18 protein-coding genes are annotated in these 19,786 nt (G+C 67.6%); 8 read left to right on the forward strand and 10 right to left on the reverse strand.

The annotated features are described in order from the left end of the window. Positions 1 to 99: 99 nt before the first annotated feature. Positions 100 to 3,543, forward strand: coding sequence for a class I SAM-dependent DNA methyltransferase (locus tag ABLE88_RS13600; protein WP_348832234.1), 3,444 nt, complete (start codon positions 100 to 102; stop codon positions 3,541 to 3,543). 408 nt (positions 3,544 to 3,951) lie between these two features. On the opposite strand, the gene ABLE88_RS13605 is transcribed toward ABLE88_RS13600, so the two are convergent. Further along, positions 3,952 to 4,269 carry a hypothetical protein gene (locus tag ABLE88_RS13605; RefSeq protein WP_348832235.1) on the reverse strand — a complete coding sequence of 106 codons (318 nt, stop codon included), beginning with the start codon at positions 4,267 to 4,269 and terminating at the stop codon, positions 3,952 to 3,954. Positions 4,270 to 4,507: 238 nt separating this feature from the next. Further along, positions 4,508 to 5,131: a LuxR C-terminal-related transcriptional regulator gene (locus ABLE88_RS13610; RefSeq protein WP_348832236.1), complete on the reverse strand. Its 624-nt coding sequence runs from the start codon at positions 5,129 to 5,131 to the stop codon at positions 4,508 to 4,510. Here ABLE88_RS13610 and ABLE88_RS13615 point away from each other — a divergent pair. Further along, on the forward strand, positions 5,108 to 6,643 hold the full coding sequence (locus ABLE88_RS13615) for an AMP-binding protein (protein ID WP_348832237.1): 1,536 nt from the start codon (positions 5,108 to 5,110) through the stop codon (positions 6,641 to 6,643). The genes ABLE88_RS13610 and ABLE88_RS13615 overlap by 24 nt on opposite strands. Before the next feature lie 68 nt (positions 6,644 to 6,711). After that, positions 6,712 to 7,254 (forward strand): carboxymuconolactone decarboxylase family protein, encoded by a 543-nt coding sequence (locus ABLE88_RS13620; RefSeq protein ID WP_348832238.1) that lies wholly within the window; start codon positions 6,712 to 6,714, stop codon positions 7,252 to 7,254. Positions 7,255 to 7,263: 9 nt separating this feature from the next. On the opposite strand, the gene ABLE88_RS13625 is transcribed toward ABLE88_RS13620, so the two are convergent. Beyond that, positions 7,264 to 8,085, reverse strand: a complete 822-nt coding sequence (locus tag ABLE88_RS13625; RefSeq protein WP_348832239.1) for an IclR family transcriptional regulator — start codon at positions 8,083 to 8,085, stop codon at positions 7,264 to 7,266. Between the two features lie 184 nt (positions 8,086 to 8,269). Here ABLE88_RS13625 and ABLE88_RS13630 point away from each other — a divergent pair, with 184 nt between their 5' ends. After that, positions 8,270 to 9,271 (forward strand): Bug family tripartite tricarboxylate transporter substrate binding protein, encoded by a 1,002-nt coding sequence (locus tag ABLE88_RS13630; RefSeq protein WP_348832240.1) that lies wholly within the window; start codon positions 8,270 to 8,272, stop codon positions 9,269 to 9,271. 72 nt (positions 9,272 to 9,343) lie between these two features. Next, entirely contained in the window at positions 9,344 to 10,144 is an 801-nt protein-coding gene (locus ABLE88_RS13635; protein WP_348832241.1) for an SDR family NAD(P)-dependent oxidoreductase, read from the forward strand. 262 nt (positions 10,145 to 10,406) lie between these two features. Here ABLE88_RS13635 and ABLE88_RS13640 read toward each other — a convergent pair whose 3' ends face one another. Beyond that, positions 10,407 to 11,306: an HNH endonuclease gene (locus tag ABLE88_RS13640; protein ID WP_348832242.1), complete on the reverse strand. Its 900-nt coding sequence runs from the start codon at positions 11,304 to 11,306 to the stop codon at positions 10,407 to 10,409. A gap of 184 nt (positions 11,307 to 11,490) precedes the next feature. Between ABLE88_RS13640 and ABLE88_RS13645 the strand changes: the two genes are divergently transcribed. After that, positions 11,491 to 12,813 (forward strand): MFS transporter, encoded by a 1,323-nt coding sequence (locus ABLE88_RS13645; protein ID WP_348832243.1) that lies wholly within the window; start codon positions 11,491 to 11,493, stop codon positions 12,811 to 12,813. 128 nt (positions 12,814 to 12,941) lie between these two features. Then, positions 12,942 to 14,171 (forward strand): M14 family metallopeptidase, encoded by a 1,230-nt coding sequence (locus tag ABLE88_RS13650; RefSeq protein WP_348832555.1) that lies wholly within the window; start codon positions 12,942 to 12,944, stop codon positions 14,169 to 14,171. 118 nt (positions 14,172 to 14,289) lie between these two features. Here ABLE88_RS13650 and ABLE88_RS13655 read toward each other — a convergent pair whose 3' ends face one another. From ABLE88_RS13655 to ABLE88_RS13680, 6 genes are all read right to left on the reverse strand, one after another. Continuing rightward, positions 14,290 to 15,711, reverse strand: coding sequence for an SLC13 family permease (locus ABLE88_RS13655; protein ID WP_348832244.1), 1,422 nt, complete (start codon positions 15,709 to 15,711; stop codon positions 14,290 to 14,292). Between the two features lie 354 nt (positions 15,712 to 16,065). Further along, positions 16,066 to 16,590 carry a VOC family protein gene (locus ABLE88_RS13660; RefSeq protein ID WP_348832245.1) on the reverse strand — a complete coding sequence of 175 codons (525 nt, stop codon included), beginning with the start codon at positions 16,588 to 16,590 and terminating at the stop codon, positions 16,066 to 16,068. 132 nt (positions 16,591 to 16,722) lie between these two features. Beyond that, a complete protein-coding gene (locus tag ABLE88_RS13665; protein ID WP_348832246.1) occupies positions 16,723 to 17,652 on the reverse strand; it encodes a dihydrodipicolinate synthase family protein in 930 nt (309 codons plus the stop codon). Between the two features lie 13 nt (positions 17,653 to 17,665). Further along, entirely contained in the window at positions 17,666 to 18,451 is a 786-nt protein-coding gene (locus tag ABLE88_RS13670; protein WP_348832247.1) for an SDR family oxidoreductase, read from the reverse strand. A 43-nt stretch (positions 18,452 to 18,494) separates the two neighbouring features. After that, positions 18,495 to 19,190 carry a GntR family transcriptional regulator gene (locus ABLE88_RS13675; RefSeq protein ID WP_348832248.1) on the reverse strand — a complete coding sequence of 232 codons (696 nt, stop codon included), beginning with the start codon at positions 19,188 to 19,190 and terminating at the stop codon, positions 18,495 to 18,497. Beyond that, positions 19,187 to 19,459, reverse strand: coding sequence for a hypothetical protein (locus tag ABLE88_RS13680; protein WP_348832249.1), 273 nt, complete (start codon positions 19,457 to 19,459; stop codon positions 19,187 to 19,189). Before ABLE88_RS13680 ends, ABLE88_RS13675 begins: the two co-directional genes overlap by 4 nt. On the opposite strand from ABLE88_RS13680, the gene ABLE88_RS13685 reads away from it, so the two are divergent. After that, the gene (locus tag ABLE88_RS13685) at positions 19,425 to 19,691 is read left to right on the forward strand and encodes a response regulator (protein WP_348832250.1); all 267 of its coding nucleotides are present in this window, start codon (positions 19,425 to 19,427) and stop codon (positions 19,689 to 19,691) included. The two genes, ABLE88_RS13680 and ABLE88_RS13685, sit on opposite strands and share 35 nt — an antisense overlap. Positions 19,692 to 19,786 lie beyond the last annotated feature (95 nt).

Consider the following 19,786-nt stretch of genomic DNA (forward strand, 5'->3'; position numbering starts at 1 on the left):
TTGCCGACAAATCGGGTTTTGGGGCAACCGGCTCACCGCATTGCCGGTTGCGTGAGGGAAAGCTAGCCTCGCAACTCTCCTCGTGTCACTTGGGCGGGCATGACCGACGTCGAGCGCTTCATTTCCCGTTGGACAGGCCGTGAAGGCGGGCAGGAAAGGGCCAACTACGCCCTGTTCCTCACCGAGTTCTGCCGACTGATCGGCGTGGACTCGCCCGAGCCGGCCGCGCACGCCACCGAGCTGAACGCCTATGTGTTCGAGCGGGCCGTGACCTTCCGCGAGCCGGACGGCTCCACCGCGAAAGGGCGCATTGACCTCTACAAGCGGGGCTGCTTCGTGCTGGAGGCCAAGCAGAGCCGGCAGGGCGAGGGACCGAAGGCCGCAGCGGGAGCCGCACAACCCGCGCTGTTCCCCATCGAGGAGCTGCCGCAGGGGCGCCGCGTGAGCCGCCGCTGGGACGTGCTGATGATGAACGCCCGCCGCCAGGCGGAGGACTATGCCAAGGCCCTGCCGCCCACCGAGGGCTGGCCGCCCTTCCTCATCGTCTGCGATGTGGGCCATTGCTTCGAGCTGTATGCGGACTTCTCCGGGCAGGGGAAGAACTATGCGCAGTTTCCGGACCGGCAGGGCTTCCGCATTTTCCTGCAGGACCTGCGCTCCGAGGAGGTGCGCGAGCGGCTCAAGAAGGTGTGGACCGATCCGCACAGCCTGGACCCGACCAAGCGCGCCGCGAAGGTCACGCGCGACATTGCCGAGCGCCTCGCCAAGGTGTCGAAATTCCTTGAGGAGCAGCGCGGGGCGCACGGCAAGCCTTTGTACCAGCGTGAGGCCATCGCCTCCTTCCTCATGCGCTGCCTGTTCACCATGTTCGCCGAGGACGTGGAGCTGATCCCCAAGGAGAGCTTCAAGGGCGTGCTGGACCGCTGCCGGACGAACCCGGAGCTTTTCCCCCAATTGGTAGGGCAGCTCTGGGAGGCGATGGACACCGGCTCCTTCGCCTTCGCCATCGAGGCCAATGTGAAGTGCTTCAACGGCTATTTGTTCAAGGACCGCACGGTGCTGCCGCTGCCGCGCGAGGAGATCGGCGAGCTGTTCGAGGCCGCCAAGGCGAACTGGCGCGAGGTGGAGCCGGCCATCTTCGGCACGCTGCTGGAGCAGGCGCTGGACCCCGTGGAGCGGCGCAAGCTCGGCGCGCACTATACGCCGCGCGCCTATGTGGAGCGGCTGGTGGTCGCAACCATCATCGAGCCGCTGCGGGCGGAGTGGGACCTCGTGCGCGCCACTGCCGAGCGGCTGAGCAGCGAGGGCAATCCCGCTGCGGCGCTGGCGGAGGTGACGAAGTTTCATGGGCAGCTCTGCGCGGTGCGGGTGCTGGACCCCGCTTGCGGCACCGGCAACTTCCTTTATGTGGCGCTGGAGCTGATGAAGCGGCTGGAAGGCGAGGTGCTGGAGGCGGTGGCGGACCTTGGCGGGCAGGAAGCGCTGGGGCTGGACCGCCACACCATCGACCCGCACCAGTTTCTCGGCATGGAGCTGAACCCGCACGCCGCCGCCATTGCCGAGCTGGTGGTGTGGATCGGCTTCCTGCAATGGTTCTTCCGCACTCAGGGCGGCCAGCCGACCGAACCCATTCTGCGCGATTTCAAGACCATCAAGGCCATGGACGCGGTACTGGCGCACGACGGCAGCGAGCCGGCGCGGGACGCGGCCGGCCAGCCGGTGATGCAGACCGACGCCGAGGGGCGCCGCGTGCCGGTGCTCACCTTCCACAACCCGCGCCTGCCGCAATGGCCGGAGGCGGAATATATCGTCGGCAATCCGCCCTTCATCGGCGGCAAGGACATTCGCGGGCGGCTCGGCGACGGCTACGCCAAGGCGCTGTGGGCGGCGCACCCGCATATGAACGAGAGCGCCGATTTGGTCATGTATTGGTGGGACCGCGCGGCGGACCTGCTGACCCGGCGGGGAAGCAAGCTGCGGCGCTTCGGCTTCGTCACCACCAATTCCATCACGCAGGAATTCTCCCGCCGCGTCATGGCGGCACGGATGAAGGCGAAGAAGCCGGTGTCTTTGCTGATGGCGATACCGGACCACCCATGGACCGAGGCGACGAAGGATGCCGCCGCCGTGCGTATCGCCATGACCGTCGTTGCGGCGGGCAGGCATGAAGGGGTGCTGCGGAAGGTGGTGCGTGAAGAGGGGCTGACGACCGACACACCCTTGGTAGAGCTGCGCGAAGCTTTCGGCTCGATCAACTCCGACCTCTCGCTTGGTGCTGATGTCACCCAAGTCAGTGCCCTGCGCGCAAACGACTTCATCTGCTCACCGGGGGTAAAACTGCACGGTGCCGGTTTCATCATAACGCTCGAGCATGCGCAGCATCTTGGCCTAGGGCGCATCGCGGGAATTGAGAAGCATATCAGGCAGTACAGAAACGGGCGTGATCTGAATGCCCACTCGAGGAACGCGTTCGTCATTGATGTCGATGGGCTTGAACTGGCCGAACTTCGAAGGTGCTATCCAGAAATTTACCAACATCTGTTGATGACGGTGAAGCCGGAGCGAGTACGTAACAACGAAGCTTATCGACGGGACAATTGGTGGCGTTTCGGACGGAAAAATACCCTGATGAGGGGATTTACTACAGGAATACAACGTTATATCGCAACATCCGAAACGTCAAAACACCGCATTTTCCAGTTTTTGTGCATAGATGTCTTGCCGGACAACAAGCTTGTTTGCGTTGGCGTGTCAGATGCCACTATTCTCGGCGTCATGTCATCCCGGGCTCATTTGAGCTGGGCTGCTCGCGCCGGTGGTCTGCTGGAGGATAGGCCAGTCTATCCGAAGTCGTCGTGCTTCGACCCCTTCCCCTTCCCCGACCCCTCCGAAACCCTGAAAGCCGACATCCGCGCCGTCGCCGAGGAACTGGACGCCTTCCGCAAGGCCCGGCAGGCGGAGCATCCGCGCCTGACCCTCACCCAGATGTACAATGTGCTGGAAAAGCTGCGGGCCGGCGCAAAGCTGGACGCGGACGACATCCGCATCTGCGACGAGGGCCTCGTGCTGATCCTGAAGGAGCTGCACGACAAGCTCGATGCGCTGGTGTTCGACGCCTATGGCTGGCCGCGCGACCTTTCGGACGAAGACATCATCGCCCGCCTCGTGGCACTCAACAAGGAACGCGCCAAGGAGGAGGCCCGGGGCCTGATCCGCTGGCTGCGGCCGGACTACCAGAAAGCCCGCGCCGGGGTCTCCCTGCCCGTCGACCCCACCGAGGCGCAGGACACCATGAAGCTGGTGGTAGAGGCGGCCAAGGAACAGAAGCCGCTGTTCCCGGCCGGCGAAGTGGAGCGCACGGCGGCCGTCGTCGCCGCTTTGGCGAACGCGTCCGGCGCGGTGGACGCGGCGGCCATCGCCGCAGGCTTCCGACAGGGCAAGCGCATCGAGCCGCAGGTGCAGGCGACCCTCGCCTCGCTGGTCCGCATGGCCATCGCCAGCAGCCTGGACGGCCGAAGCTTCATGTTCCGTCGGGTGGCGTGAGGAGTGAAGGGGTAGCGCGCGCGCTTGGGGGTACATTTGGGGGTATCGAAATTTTTGAACTAAAAAACTACATTATAAATCAATGATGTGCTTAATTTATTCGTTGCCTCTCCTGCACCATTTACTTCTGAAGGCATGCCAGCTCAAGAAGTTCAGCCCAATCAGAGCGTTGCGCGTGCCCGAGGGTGCTGCACGGGTGCGCTACAATGCTCTTCAGGCTGGTTCGTCCGACGAGGCGAAAAGGCACGCGCAATTTTCAGTTCAACGGCCGCATTCCAACGGACCTTGTGACGCGGGTCCGGGGGATGAAGCTGGATGTGGCCGTCGGCCAGCGCACCGTGACGTGCGTGGTCGCTGCGAAAGCCACTCACATTCGGCTGTCGCTGGGCAGCAACGCTCCGGTTGAGGTCAAAAGACGGACAGCCGCGTGAACAGCTCGGTCCTGATGTTGGCGGGCAGCGGCTGGTCATTCTCGCCGAAGCGGCCGGCGGGCAGCGCGGCGAGCGGATCAGCGTCATCACCTTTCCCGAAGACCACGCAGGAGAGGCCCAGCGCGTTGGCGGCGGCCTGGGCGCGCTCCAAGTGATCGGCGCCGAAGCGGCCGGCCTGCGCGTTGCCGGCCCAGCTCTTGGTGAAGAGCACAAGGCACGAAGAGGCTTCGATGGCAGTGAAGCTGCGCTCTAGGAAGCGTGCGAACTTCCCTGAGCCCATGACGGCCGCGGCCAAGTAACGATGGAGAGATGGCGTTTCAAGTATTTTCTCGAAGCGCGTTGCGCCGCATCTTGATTACTACAGCCTTGAAAACAGCATTCGATCAGAATCCGTCGTGCATGGAAAGTTTTTGAAGCGGGCACTTGCGGGGCACGGGATCCACCATACCAGCGGAATACCCTATGCTCAAACTTGATGATTCCAATATTTATCTCCCCTTCAGGCGAGAGACTCCGAACAGGTATTCTACTACTCAAGCGATCAAGGCCAGCAGTTGCGCAGTGCTGCGCACGCCGGCCTTGGCCAGCACGCGGGCACGGTGCATCTCGACGGTGCGATGACTCAAGACCAGTTCGCGCGCGATCTCCTTGCTGGTCATGCCGCGCGCCAGCATCGCAACCACCTCCCGTTCGCGCGGGCTGAGGCGCTGCGCCACCGCCCCGCCCTGTGACACCGGCTCGAAGCTCCAGACCGCGGCGCGCGCGGGATGTGCCGCTTCGACAGCGCGCCCTCGCACCCGGCACCACAGCAGCGCGCCGTCACACCGGCGCATGAGCCGCTCGTCCTCGTAGTGGCCATCTCGCCCGAGTCGCGGATAGCCACGTTGGCCAATCCGCTGGAACTCCTGCGGAGAGGGATAGAGCGCGGCGATAGAGCAGCCGACCAGCGCCGCGCGGGGCCGCTCGAACAATTCTTCGAAGGCTCGATTGCAGGCGACCACCATCCGTTCGCGGGTCAGGCACAGCGCCAGCGGGGCATGCTCGAAGGCGAGATTTTCCTCCATGTCCCGACCCCAAGATACGGTATTCATACCGTATACCGGCGTGGCGGGCCGAACGCTATCGTCCGGTCCATGAATCTCGCGCACCTGCTCCATCGCATAGCCTCTTTCGAACCCGAACGACCCGCGATCCTCCACGGGGCGGCGCTGCACGCCACGCACGGCACGTGGGCGTTGCGCAGCGCCCGCATCGCTGCACGGTTGCGCGCGGCAGGCCTCGACCCCGGCGAGCGGGTGGTGCTCTTCATGCGGAATCATCCGCGCTACCTGGAACTGCTCCTGGGCATCTGGTGGGCCGGCCTTGTGGCGGTTCCGGTCAATTCCAAGCTGCACCCGCGCGAGCTTCAATGGATTGCTGGCAATGCACGCGCGCGCTGGGCCTTTGTCGATCGTCACTGCCTTCCTGATCCCGCCGCGCTGACGGGACTTGATGCGGTGATCGATGTGGACGGTGCATCGCTCGACGCCTGGATCGAGGACGAGATCGCCACCTCACCGGTGGTGGAGCGCGACGGCGGCGAAACGGCTTGGCTGTTCTACACCAGCGGTACCACCGGGCGCCCCAAGGGCGTGATGATCACCCATCGCAACCTGCTTACGATGGGCCTTGCCTACTTCACCGATATTGACCCCGTGGACAGGGCCGACGCCATCGCCTACGGCGCGCCCATGTCCCATGGCGCCGGCCTTTACGCCATTCCGCATCTGATGGTCGGCGCGCGCCACGTGGTCCCCGCATCAGGCGGGTTCGACGCGGCCGAGTTGTTCGCGCTCGGCGCCGAGGTCGGGCCGCTGTCGATGTTCGCCGCGCCCACCATCGTCAACCGCCTGGTGGACCACGCGCAGAAGCACGCCGTGACACAGGTCGAGGCCGGGCGCGCCTTCAAGACCGTGGTCTATGGCGGCGCGCCAATGTATGCGGCCGACATTGCCCGTGCGATCGAGGTGATGGGTCAGCGCTTCGTGCAGATCTATGGCCAAGGCGAAAGCCCCATGACCGGCACCGCGCTCGGCCGTCATCACCTCGCCGACACGACGCACCCGCACCACGCGGAACGCACCGCCTCGGTCGGCGTGGCGCAGACACCGGTGCGCATCCGCGTCGCCGATGCAGAGGGCCGAGCGCTGCCGCCGGGAGAGGTGGGTGAGGTGCTGATCCGCGGCGACAGCGTCATGGCCGGTTATTGGGACAATCCCGAGGCCACCGCCGCGGCGATCCGCGACGGCTGGCTCTGGACCGGCGACATGGGCGCGTTGGATGCTGACGGCTTCCTTACGCTGAAGGACCGCAGCAAGGATCTCGTCATCAGCGGCGGCTCCAACATCTATCCGCGCGAAGTAGAGGAAGTGCTGCTCACCGCGCCCGGCGTACGCGAGGTGGCGGTCGTCGGTGCGCCTGATCCCGAATGGGGCGAGGTGGTGGTCGCCTTCGTGGTGGCCCAACCGGGCGTGGAACTGGACGCGGCAACCCTCGATGCCTTCTGCCTCGAGCGCATCGCCCGCTTCAAGCGTCCCAAGCGCTACCAGCTGGTGGCCTCGCTGCCCAAGAACAATTACGGCAAGGTGCTGAAGACCGCCTTGCGCGAGCACCTCGCCGACGTGTCATAGGCAGAAGCCGGAAATGGCTGGTGCCCTGTCCCATCACCTCGATCCCGCCCATCGACCGTGGATACCCAATGGCTCGCATTCCCCTGACCGACGGTTCAGCCGCCCCCGAGGACCTGCTCGCCGCCATCCTGCGCCGCCGCGGCGGCGCGCTAATTGATCTTGACCGCCTGCTGCTCCTCAGCCCGCCCCTCGCTGAGGGATGGAACGTGATGATCGGCAAGATCCGCTCCGAGCTCGCCCTTTCGCCGGTCCTCCTGGAGCTCGCCATCTGCGTCGTAGCGGCGCTGAACCGAGCGGACTACGAGATGCACCATCATGCCCCGCTGTTTCTGCGCCATGGCGGAACGAGCGCGCAGGTGGACGCGCTCGCGATCCTTGCGGACGATCCTCACGCCCTCGATGAGAGCCCGCTGTTCGATCCGACCCAACGCCTGGTGGTGAGGATGGCGGTGGCGTCTACGAAGGATGTCGCCGTCGACGCCGATATGTTCGCGGCCGCCCGTGCGGCGCTTGGCGACGACCGCCTGCTGTTCGAGCTGGTGGCTACCATCGCTGCCTACAACATGGTCTCGCGCGTGCTGGTCGCTTTCGAGCTGACGCCCGAGGGCTGACCTGGGCCTCTAACCCCCCTGTGGAAACGGGGTGGTGCGTGGGGTGGGCGGGAACTGGGCGAAAACCGCCTCAAGCGTCTTCACGCTCCCGCGCATCTCGGCGAGCACCATCTCGCGGCGCGCCGGATCGTTGAAGCGGCTATGGATCGCCGCGACGCTCACCGCCGCCACGGGATCGCCAGCGGGGTCGCGGATCGCCATGCCTATGCCAATCATCTCCGGGTTGAGGTCGTCCACGAAGGCGTAGCCGAGTTGCCGGGCGCGGGCGAGGTGCTTGCGGATATGCTCCTGCGGGATGCCGCGTGCCTGGCAATAGGCAATGTGGGCGGGCGTGGCGAAGATGCGTTCGATCTCCGCGTCGTCACGGATCGCGGCGAGGATGGCCGAGCTCGCCGAGCCGACCCCCAGCGCGCTGAGTTCGCCGGGATTGAGCGGTAGCGCACGGATTACTGCCGTGCCTTCCTGCAGCGCGAGACAGAGCGCCATCTCGTGCTTGCGGATGCTTAGGTACGCCGTGTCTTCCACGCGCTCGCTGAGCACCCGCACCGACACAGCAATCTGCTCGGACAGGCCGTGGCGCCGGCTCGCCCGGCTCGCCCATGCCGTGAGGCGCTGGCCGAGGAAATAAAGCCCACTCGCCCGGTCGATGTCCGTCAGCCCGCTGCCGCTGAGCCCGGCCAGCAGCCGGTGCAGGGTCGCCTTGCTGAAGCCGGTCCGGTTCATGAGGTCCGTGAACCTCAGGCCGCTCGGCTGCGCTTCGGCGAGGGCATCCAGGACCACCGCCGCGCGCCCGAACGTCTGGTCGATGCCTTTCTCACCGGCGGTGACCACTGCGCCGTCCGGCGGCGACGCGGAATTCGACCCTCTTCGCGGCATGCGACCTCACTCCGGCGCTTGATCGGCTCAGCGCAAGTTTCTATTATAGGTATAACGTTCCCATAATCGGAACTTCAAGGGAGCGGCACGACCGTTCCCTCCTTAAAGATATCAACGAAGCCAGGAGGGAGGAGATATCATGAGCACGGGCAACATCCGCAGGCGTCATCTGCTCATCGCCTTGGGTGCCATCGGAGCTACGGCGGCGCTCGGAGCGGCGGAGGCGGCCGCCCAGGGCATGGTCGCCTCGCGCCCAGTTCGCCTCATCGTGCCGTTCGCACCCGGCGGCACCACGGATGTCTTCGCAAGAGTGTTCGCGACGCACTTCTCGAAGGCCCTCGGGGAGACCGTGGTCGTCGAGAACAAGGGCGGAGCGGGCGGCCTTCTTGGCGCGGGAGAGGTGAGCCGCGCGCAGCCGGACGGCTACACCTTGGTGTTCCAGAGCCCGACGTCCGGGATCACCGGGCCGCTCACCAAGAAAACGCCGCCGTTCGATCCGGTCGCCGGCTTTTCGCACATCGCGATCTTGGGCATCTCGCCGATCGTCCTGGCGGTGAGCCCCACCATCGGCGTGACGTCGCTGCGCGAACTCGTCGCCCTCGCACGCTCGCGCCCCGAGGGGCTCACTTACGCCACGGGCGGCACCGGCGGCGCGCCGCACCTGTCGGCGGAGCTGTTCCGCCTGAAGGCGGGAGGCTTCAAGGCGGTGCACGTGCCCTATCGCGGCGCCGGCCCGGTCATCCCCGATCTGATCTCAGGCATCGTGGCCTACATGCCCGACACCTTCACGACGCTGCTGCCGCTCCACAAGGAAGGCCGCGTCAAGATCATCTCGGTATTCGGCGAGGAACGCGCCGCGGTGGCGCCCGAAATCCCCACGGCGAAGGAAGAGGGCTTCGACGTGGTCACGCGCATCGCCAATTACATCAGCGCCCCGCCCCACACGCCGCGAGCGCGCCTCGACCAATTGGCCGCCGCGGCCCGCACCGCAATGGCGCAGGAGGAGGTGGTGGAGCGATTGAAGTCGCTCGCCACGGTGCCGGTGACCGATTCCGATCCCGACCGAGCGACCCGCTTCATCACCGAGGAGGTCGCGCTGTGGAAGCCGGTGATCGAGACCGCGGGCATCAACCTCGATTGATCGCGCAGGCAAGCGGGCCGGACGCCGGACGTCCGGGCCGCGCCGCGGCAAGGTATCGCAAAGGGTCAAGACATGCTCAGTTTGAAGAACAAGGTAGCTATCGTCTCCGGTGCGGGCTGCGTCGCACCGGGCTGGGGCAACGGGCGCGCGACCGCCGTCCTGCTCGCGCGCCAAGGCGCAAAGGTATTCGCCATCGACAAGAGCCGCGAGGCGGCTGAAGAGACCGCGCGGATCATCGCCGAGGAGGGCGGCGAGGTCCTGGTGCATGCGTGCGACGTCACGTCCAGCGCCCAAATCCTGGAGGCAGTGGAGACCTGCGCCCGCGCCTTCGGCCAAATCGATATCCTCGTGAACATCGTTGGCGGCTCACAGCCCGGCGGCGCGGAGAGCATGCCCGAAGAGGTCTGGGACAATCAGATCTCGATGAACCTCACCAGCGTTTTCCTGGCCTGCAAGTTCGCGCTGCCGCACCTGCGCCAGCGCCCGCTCAGCGCGATCGTGAACCTCTCCTCCATCGCCGCCATCCGCATCATGCGCGCGCGACCCCACGTGGCCTACAGCGCGGCGAAATACGGGGTGATCGCCATGTCACGCTCCATCGCCATCGAGAACGCCAAGGACGGCGTGAGGTGCAACACCGTCATTCCCGGCCTGATGCATACCCCGGTGGTCGCGCACCGGCTGGTGCCTCAGCTCGGTGCCGAGAGCGCGGAGACGCTGATCGCCACCCGCGATGCCCAAGTTCCCATGGGCAAGGCGGGCGATGCCTGGGACATCGCCCATGCGGTGCTGTTCCTGGTATCCGACGAGGCCCGCCACATCACGGGCACCGAGCTGATCGTGGACGGAGGCCTTTCGGCCGCCACCGGCTAGCCGTCTCCCGTGCCCACAGGCCCGGGCGCGGTTTAGCCTCTAGTATATGCGGAGGCCCGGCGGTGACCCTTCGGCGCCGTTGGAAATGTCCGCTGGTGGCGCGGGTCCGCAGCGCCACCAGATCAGGGGCCGCGGGCCAAATACCCACTCGGCTGACCTTTATGTACGATTTCCGCTCACCCGGTCTAAAGCGGAGAGCGGCCGGCGGGCGGGCTCGGTCTCAATGGCGAATGGCGGCACCCCGAAAGCGACGCCCTCATTCTCACTGCTTGAAGCAATGCGCGCGGTGCCAGCTGAGAAACCGAGGGTGCGGTCGCTCGAACACGCGCCGCGGCGCCAGAGCGCGACCGCTTCGGTTCACGAACGCGCGCACGCCATCGGGATCGTTGGCCTGCCTCGATATCAGGATCTCCAAATCATCCGACAGGCTGATCAAGCCGCGGTCGAACATCCAGTGCGCGGTGCCAGACAGCGCCAGGCCGTTGCTGATGATGTCGGGGCCATCGGCCTGAACCGGCCGAATGTGGGCCGCAGCAACCTCTGCCCGTCCTCCGCCATTGATCAGTCTTAAGCCGCTGATGGCGCAGCGTTCATCATAGGCCTGGAGCACGGTGCGGCGGAAAATGCGATCTCGAACGAGGCGCGATGACAGGTAGCTGGCACGCGCGCGGGTCTCCTCGAAGACGAAAGGAACATGCTCCTCCTGGAAGCCATCGGCGGGCGCAACTCCGTCGACGCGCGGCAGGACGGTCGGCCCGTCCTCCAGTCCCCGAGCTAGGATGCGATCGAAATCGGCTGGCGAGAGCGGGCGCACGGCGGCCTGGGCGCGACCGGATATCCGTCCGTCTTCGTTCAACAGCCCTTGTTCGATCACCCCCGTCGCGTCGGCGAACGGCACCGCGTTGGGAAGATCGAGGTAGCTGCCCGGCGCGATCAGCGCGAGAAACATGCCTGGAGCGGTTGGGTCCGGCACCACGTCCGCGACCTTGGCGACGGCGAAGTAGCCCCGCGTCTCCACCACCTTTCGCGGCTCGTAATAGACGATCCAATCGCCGACACAGGCCTCCACGCGGCCGAGATACTGGCGCGGGAATTGATACCGCTCCGCCGGGCTGTCGTCATAGATCGAATCGGTTCTGTGGATGAAGACGCCGAATCCCATGGCTCATCCTAGCGCGTTTCGGCGGGGCCAGCCGCGGCGGGCCGGAGCGACGTCCGCGCGGCGATGGGAGCTGCGCAGACCAAGACTGCCGCGCCCGGGGCGGGCGGGGGCGGCTCGCGCTCGGTGTTGACGCTCCAGGACCCGGCGGCCATGAACGGTGCCGGGCCAAAGGGACGACCGGGACATGGATGCGGGGACGGCAATGACGGCGCAGGCGCGGCGCACCTTCGCCAAGGCGGCGCGGCGGCTCATCCCGTTCATGATGCTGCTCTATCTGGTGAGCTTCCTCGACCGCGTGAACGTCGGCTTCGCCGCCCTCACCATGAATGCCGACCTCGGCTTCTCCCCGGAGGTCTATGGCTGGGGCGCCGGCATCTTCTTCATCGGCTACGTCCTGCTCGAGGTGCCCTCCAACCTGGTGCTGGAGAAGGTGGGCGCGCGGCTGTGGATCTGCCGCATCATGCTCACCTGGGGCCTGATCTCCGCCGCCACCGCCTTCGTGACCGGCCCCACCTCGTTCTTCATCATGCGCTTCCTGCTGGGCGCGGCGGAGGCCGGCTTCCTGCCGGGCATGATCCTCTATCTCGGCTACTGGTTTCCGCTCGCCCTGCGCGCCCGTTACGTCGCCCTGTTCATGGCCGCGGTGCCCATCGCCAGCGCGGTCGGCGCGCCGCTCTCCGCGCTCATCATGGAAAGCCATGGCCTGCTCGGCCTCGCCGGCTGGCAATGGCTGTTCATCATCGAGGGGCTGCCCGCCGTGCTGCTGGCATTCGCGGTGCTGGTGCTGCTGCCGAACGGCCCGGCCGACGCGCGCTGGCTGGACGCCGGCGAGAAGCGGACCATCGCCGCGCACCTCGCCGCCGACCATGCCGGCCCCGACGCCGCCACCCACCATGGCCCGTGGCCCGCGCTGCGGGACAAACGGGTGCTGATGCTCGGGCTGATCTATTTCGGGCTGGTGGTCGGGCTTTACGGGATCGGCCTCTGGCTGCCGCAGATCATCCGCGCCATGGGCTACAGCGTGCGGGAGGTGGGGGTCGTCCTCATCGTGCCCTACGCGCTCAGCGCGCTGGCCATGCTGGCCTGGGGCCGCCACAGCGACGCCACAAGCGAGCGGGTTCTGCATGTGGCCGGCGCGGCCTTTCTCGGCGCCGCGGGGCTGGCGGCGAGCGTGCATGCGCCCTCGCACATGCTGGCCATCGCCGCGGTGACCTGCGCCTCGGTCGGCATCTATGCGGCGCTGGCGCCATTCTGGTCGGTGCCGCCGCTGTTCCTGCGCGGCACCGCGGCCGCGGCCGGCATCGCCCTCATCAATTCGGTGGGCAATCTCGGCGGCTTTGTGGGTCCTTACGCGGTGGGCTTCATCAAGCAGCACACCGACCGCTTCTCGGCGGGCTTCGAGCTGCTGGCGGCCGTGGTGGGCGCCGCCGGCCTGCTGACCCTGCTGCTGCGCGCCCTGCTGCGCCGGCGCGGCAACCTGCCCGGTCCGCGAGGGTCGCTGCCATAGGCGCCCAGGAGCCAGGACGCTGCACGCGGAGACACGGGTCGGTGCCCATGATCTGGACGCGAATGCGCGCGAGGATGCCGGCCGGGACGCCCCAGGAGGACCACACCATGTCAGGACGCCCTCGTAAGATGCGCCAAGGCAAGACCGGCGCCGTGACGCATCGAGCGGACGCGCACCTCGATCGCCGCGACTTCCTGATCGCGTCAATGGCAGCGGTGGGGGCTTCGGCGGCGCTCGCGGCCGATGCCGGTTCCGCCAGCGCCCAGGCTCCCGCCGCAACCTCCGCCGGCCCGGCGGCGGGCGGGCGCGCGGCCACGGTCTATACCGGCGACACGATCCAGGGAAAGCGGGTCGTCAGCACCCTCGACGTCGCCGACCTGGAGCCCGGCAAGACCCACCGCCTGTATTTCCAGGGCGTCGAGATGCCCACCGGGCAGCATTGGTATGTCTCCGTGACGGTCGCCAAGGGCGCCCGGCCGGGCAAGCGCGTCGTCCTCGTCAGCGGCGTGCATGGGGACGAGATGAGTTCGGTGCACACGGTCCAGACCGTGATGAACCAGCTCGATCCGCAAGAGATGTCGGGCACGGTGATGGCGGTCACGGACGTGTCCCGACCCGCGCTGGAAGGCATGCAGCGCCGCTGGCCCAATGCGGGCCGGGGCGCCGATCTGATCGACATGAACCGGGAATGGCCGGGCAACGAGACCGGCGCCACCGCCCCGAGCCGGCATGCCGGCCTGCTGTTCAACCGCCTGCTGCGGCCGAACGCCGACGCCGCCATCGACTTCCACACCGGCACCACCGGCTTCGACGTCACCGCTTTCAATATCGGCGGCATGGACATTCCTGAGGTCAAGGCGATGGTGGAGCTGTTCCCGGTCCGCCAGGTCTTCGACAACCACGTCTATCCCGGCGTGCTGCACAATGCCTTCATCGACGCGGGCATTCCCGCCTTCACGCCGGAGATCGGCGCCGCGCGGGTGCTGGACCTTAAGATGATCGCGCTGTTCGTCGAGGGCACGATGAACGTCCTGAAGCACCACGGCATCATCGCCGGCCCCCTGGGGCGCACGGGCAAGGACGTGAGCGTCTTCACCGGCAACAGCGCGCTGCCGATCCTCGCGACCCAGGGCGGCCTGGTCGAGCATCTGGTCAGGCTGAACGACAAGGTCGCGGCCGGGCAGAAGGTGGCGATCCAGCGCGACAGCTTCGGCGAGGTGGTGGCGGAATATGCGAGCCCCGTTGCCGGGGAAATGACCGGCCTGCGCAGCGACGCCATGGCGGAGCCGGGCAATCCTTTGGCGTTCATTCTCTTCCACAGGGCGGGAGCGGGGGACGGCGGAACCTATCCGGAATGATTCCGGGACTGCGGCTTGGCTCTGGCCCGGCGCCGGCAGGCGGTCCGCGCAGCTTTGGTGAGGGGGCAAGGCAAAGGCGCGGACGGCGTATTTGGCCCATGGCGATCGGCGGGCGCGCTCAGGGCAGCCATCCGAGAATGCGCCACCACAGGAGGTTGAGCGGCCAGATCAGGAGCACGGAGAGAAGCGCCAGGCGAAGGCAGAAGCGCACCAGCTGCGGGCCGATGGTCGGGTAGACCTGCATGGCGACCGCCAGCGGCGGCGCCTGGTAGGGAAAGAACACCGTCGAGAAGCCCACGACCTGGGACATCGCCACGGCGTCGACCGGCAGGCCGGTCATGGCGGCGAGGCCCGGCGCGATGGGCGTCAGGATGGCCGGGACCGCGACGATGGTGACGAGGAGCCCGAGGGCGGCGGAAATGGCGATCAGGATGACGAAGGTCATCACCGGATCGGTGCCGCCCCAGGCGACCAGATGCCCGACCAGCGCCGCCAGTTCCCCGCCGATGCCGGAGGCTTCGAGAACCGCGCCGACACCCACCACGCCGGCCACATAGAAGACCGGATCAAGGCCGACGGCGCGCAGCGCCTCGTTCGGCATCAGGCCGGCGCCCGGCCAGAGGCAGATCACCGCCGCCGCCATGCCGACCCAGGCGGGGGAGACGTGGTGCCAGCCGTCGCTCAGCCAGAGCAGGATGGTGATCGCCAGCAGGACCAGGAGGCGGATCTCCGCGGCCGAAAAGCGCCCCCCGCCGGCCGCGTCCGGCCGGCCCGGCATGGCCGCCTCGCCCCGGTAGGCCAGCGCCAGCATGGCGATGACCAGCCCAAGCTTGACCAGACCGAGGACCGGAAAGTGCAGCGCCAGATACCCGGCGAACGTCGGCGCGCCGATGCCGGTCGTCTCGAGCAGGCCGGCGAGAACGTTGTTCGGCACATTGGCGGGCAGCACCGCCATGGCGGGAAAGAAGGTCCCGGCCATCCCCGCCAGCATGATCGCGACGGCGCGGCGGTCCCTGGCATTCAGGCCGGCCGCGGCGATCGTCGCCTCCAGCATCGGCAACAGGAGCAGGATGCGCCCCATCGCCGACGGCATCAGGAAAATCAGGCCGGCGCCGAACATCACGACCCGGGCCAGAAAGAGCGGAAAGCTCACGGGCCGCCGCCCGACCAATGCCTGGCCCAGCCGCCGGGCAAGGCCGGTATGGCGCAGCGCCACGCCCATGACGGCACCGGCGATCACCAGCCAGACCGCCGGCCCGGTGAAGCCGGATAGAACCGTCATCGACGGCGCCAGTCCGCCGACGATGGACGCCACGAAGAACATGAGCGCCGAGAGGTATTCCGGTAGAACCCGGGTGGCAAAGAGCGCCATGGTCGCCCCGCACACCAAAATGACGCCCAGCTGGTGCGTGCCGCCGAAGCGCCCGGCGAGCATCCCGGCAGCTTCGATGACGCAGATCGCCGCGACCAGAAGCCGCGGCGAAAGGAGGGAGAGCCCATTCATCGCGCCGCCGCCGAACGCGTCGCCCCCAGGGGGCATCGGGTCCGCCGCCGCACCCGGTCGAAGGCAAGGAGGGAGCGGCAGGAGTCCGTTCGCGAAAGCGTCAGCGCCATTTGTCTCTACACGTGCACGATCCGGCCGCCTCGGGAATGGTCCCCTCCCCGGTGCCGTTGACGTGCCTCCCCCTGTTTGCCCTTCATCGACTTATGACGCGGGAGGCCCCCGATGAAAAGGCGTGGGGGCTGAGGAAGCGGGCCAAGGCGGTGAGCGGCGTCGCGGCAGCGGGTCTGCGGCGCCTTCGGGGACATCGGTGCGCGGCATCGTCGGGAGCGTCGCCGGCGCCGCTCGCGGGATTGCGGACGCGGCAGGCGATCGGGGGCGCCGGCCGCAGGCTCAGCCGCGCCGCGCCGCGGCGATCGCGGCGACGTCGATCTTCGTCATGGTCATCATGGCGGCGAAGGCCCGCTTTGCCTCCGCGCCGCCGGCCGCCATCGCCTCGATCAGCACCCGCGGCGTGATCTGCCAGGACAGGCCCCAGCGGTCCTTGCACCAGCCGCAGGCGCTCTCCTGGCCGCCCTGGCCGACGATCGCGTCCCAATAGCGGTCGGTCTCCTGCTGATCCTCGGTGAGGATCTGGAACGAGAAGGCCTCGCTGTGCTTGAATGCGGGGCCGCCATTGAGACCAAGGCAAGGGATACCGGCGACGGTGAACTCGACCATGAGCACGTCGCCCTCTTTGCCTGACGGATAATCGGACGGGGCGCGGTAGACCGGACCCATGATGCTGTCGGGAAAGGTCTGGGTGTAGAACCGCGCCGCGGCTTCGGCGTCGGTGTCGTACCACAGGCAGATCGCGTTCTTGGGGATCACGTTCTTGGCGCTTGCCTTCGCTTGGTCGGGGCGTGCGGTGTCGGGCATGTCTTCATCCTCAGCGGGGGCCGATCCCCGCACCAAGGACGGCGACGGCGCGGCCGCGCCGACACCCCCGTCCCGAGATTCCTGGAACCCGCCGGCGACGCATCCAACAGGCGCGCCTCGGCGCGCGCCGGCTCAGAGCCGGGCGCGCGGGTCGGTGGCGGCGAGGCGGGCGAGCAGATAGTCCACCTCGGCGCGGGCGGCGGCGTTGAGCACCCCGCCGGGCTTGCGCTGCGCGTCGCAGGCGATGAAGCCGCGCCGCATCATCACGTATTTGCGGACCGCGAGCCCGACCCCCTGCTGCTGCTCGTAGCGCAGCAGCGGCAGGTGGGCGTCGAATAGATCGTGCGCCGCGTCCCGCTCCCCCTTCTTCTGCAGGCGCACCACGTCCGCCAGCATCTCCGGGAAGGCGTAGCCGGTCATCGCGCCGTCGGCGCCGCGTTCCATCTCGAAGTCGAGGAACAGGCCGCCATTGCCGGTGAGGATGGAGATCGGCCGCATGGACCCGTCCTTCTGGAACGCCCGCAGCGCCGAGATCTTGTCGAGCCCGGGCCAGTCCTCGTGCTTCAGCATCACGCAGGAGGGGTTCTCCTCGACGATCTGGCGGATGACCCGGGGCGTCATCTGCACCGTCAGGGTCAGCGGATAGTCCTGGATCACGAACGGGATGTCGGCGCCGATGGCTTCGGTCGCCTGGCGATAATAGCCGGTGATCTGGTCGTCGGTGCGCAGCGCCGGCGGCGGCGCGATCATCACCCCGGCCGCGCCCTTGTCCATGACGGCGCGGGCCAGCCAGCGCATGGCGGCAAAGCCCGGCGCCGACACGCCGACGATGACCGGCAGGCCCGTCATGCCGGCGACGAAGCGAGCGGCGATGTTGAGCGATTCCTCCGGCTCGAGCTTGGGCGCCTCGCCCATGATGCCGAGCACGGTCACGCCGGTGGCCCCCGCCTCCAGATAGTTCGCGATCAGCGTGTCGAGCGAGCTCTCATCGACACGCCCGTCGGGCGTGAACGGCGTGGGCGCGATGGGGAAGAGCCCGGAGGCGGTGGCGTCGAGACGCATGATGACCCTGCTGTCAGATGCTGGCGATGAGGCCGCCATCCACGCGGATGACCGAGCCGGTGACGTAGGAGGCGGGCGCGCTGGCGAGGAAGGCCACCACGCTGGCATATTCCTGCGGGTCGCCATAGCGGCCCACGGGGATCGAGCCGGTGCTTTCGGCGGAGATCTCCTCCACCGCGCGGCCCTCGCGCTCGGCCTTCTTGGCGTCGAGGAACTTGATGCGGTCGGTGGCGATCCGGCCGGGCAATACGATGTTGGCGGTGATGCCGTCGCGCGCCACCTCGCGGGCCAGCGTCTTCGACCAGCCGACCAGCGACAGCCGCAGCGCGTTCGAGATGCCGAGGTTCGGGATCGGCGCCACCACGCCGGAGGAGGTCGAGGTGACGATGCGGCCCCATTTGCGCGCCCGCATGCCGGGCAGCGCGCGATCGGTGACGGCGATCACCGACAGCACCATCTGCTGGAAGCTCTTGCTCCACAGTTCCGGCGGCTGGCCGCCGGCCGGGGTGGGCGGCGGGCCGCCGGTATTGTTCACCAGCACGTCGACGGCACCGAGCCGGTCCTCGATGGCGGCGAAGCGCGCCTCGATGACGGCGAGGTCCCCAAGGTCCCACGGCAAGGCGAGCGCGGTGCCGCCGGCGTCGGCGATGGCGGACGCCGTGCGCTCCAGCGCCGCCGCGTCGATGTCGCCAAGCGCGACCTTGGCGCCCTCGCGCGCCAGCGTGGTGGCGATGGCGCTGCCGAGCCCGCCGCCCGCGCCGAGCACCAGCGCGACCTTTCCGTCCAGTCCAAGATCCATGGGAGTGTCCTTCGTGACGCTTGCTCCGGGCGCGATGCCCGGATCAGTCGGCGAACTCGAACCGGCCCTTGGAGGCGCTGTTGGCGCTGCGCTCCAGGTAGTCGGCCTTGCTGTACTGCATATGATCGACGCAGAGCTGCGCCAACGCCCAATGGTCGGTGCCCTGCAGCAGCTCGATCATAATGTCGTGCTGCCGGCGCGAGAGCGCGAGGCCCTCCTTGTCGGCGAGGTTCTTGGCGCGCATCACCAAGGTGAGGCCCATATGGTCCTGGAGCGAGCGCACCAGATCGGGATTGCCGCAGCCCGAGAACAGCACCACGTGGAACAAATCGTTGGTCTCGTGGATGCCGCGCAGGTCTCCCGCGTCGGCATGGCGGCCATAGTCCGCCTGGATCTCCTTCAGCCGGGCGATGAAGTCGGGCGACGCGGGCAGCGCGATCTTCAGCGCCGCCTGGCGCGTCAGCATCTCGCGCACCTCGTAGATCTGGCGCACCTCCTCGGGCGAATACGAGCTGACCGTCGCGCCCACATTCTTCTCGCGGCGCACGACGCCGGTGCGCTCGAGCTGCACCAAGGCCTGGCGGATATCGTGCGGCGAGGCGCCGTAGCGGGCCGTGAGCGTGTCTTCCACCAGCCGCGCGCCCGGCGCGAGCCGGCCGAAGATGATGTCGTCCTCCAGGCGCCGCAGGACTTCCGCCTGTTCGTCGGCGCGGGTCGCGGACAGCGATGGCTCGGTCATGCGGCGTTCCTGTTGCCCGTTTCGAAGCCGGACAGACGGTAGCAATCCTCCACCAGCCGCAGGGTTTCAAGATTGTCCTCGGGCGAGGTCTCGAACGGTGCGCCGCTGCGCAGGCCGGCTACGAAGTGCGCGATGGCGGCGGCATAGGAGCCGAGATAGGTGGCGTCCGGATCGTAGGCGATCCGCTCCTCCTGCGCGCCCGACAGCGAAAGCTCGGGACCCTCGAGCCGCAGGGTGCCGGCATCGCCGAGCACGGTCAGGCGGTCCATCTGCTGCGGCGGCACCTTCCTCGACGGCAATGTGCGCGGCGAGCCGGTGGAAGAGGTGGCGGAGGCGCTGTCGCGGCGCAAGGTGCCATTCCTTTTCGTGAGCGGCTACGGGCGGGCCAACCTGCCGCGCGCGTTCGACTGGGTGGCGGTGCTGGAGAAGCCATTCCTCGATCGCGACCTGCTGGCGGCCGCGGCGCGCCTTGCGCCCTGCAGCAACAGCAGCGCGGCCTGACCGGCAGCGCCCGGGGCGAAAATGTCGGCGCCGGGGGCTGGCCATTCCGGGGAAGTTGGGCTACTCAATACCTAAATGATTCTTGAGATATTGAG

This window comes from Xanthobacter luteus (assembly GCF_040049235.1).
In the GTDB taxonomy this organism is placed as follows: domain Bacteria; phylum Pseudomonadota; class Alphaproteobacteria; order Rhizobiales; family Xanthobacteraceae; genus Xanthobacter.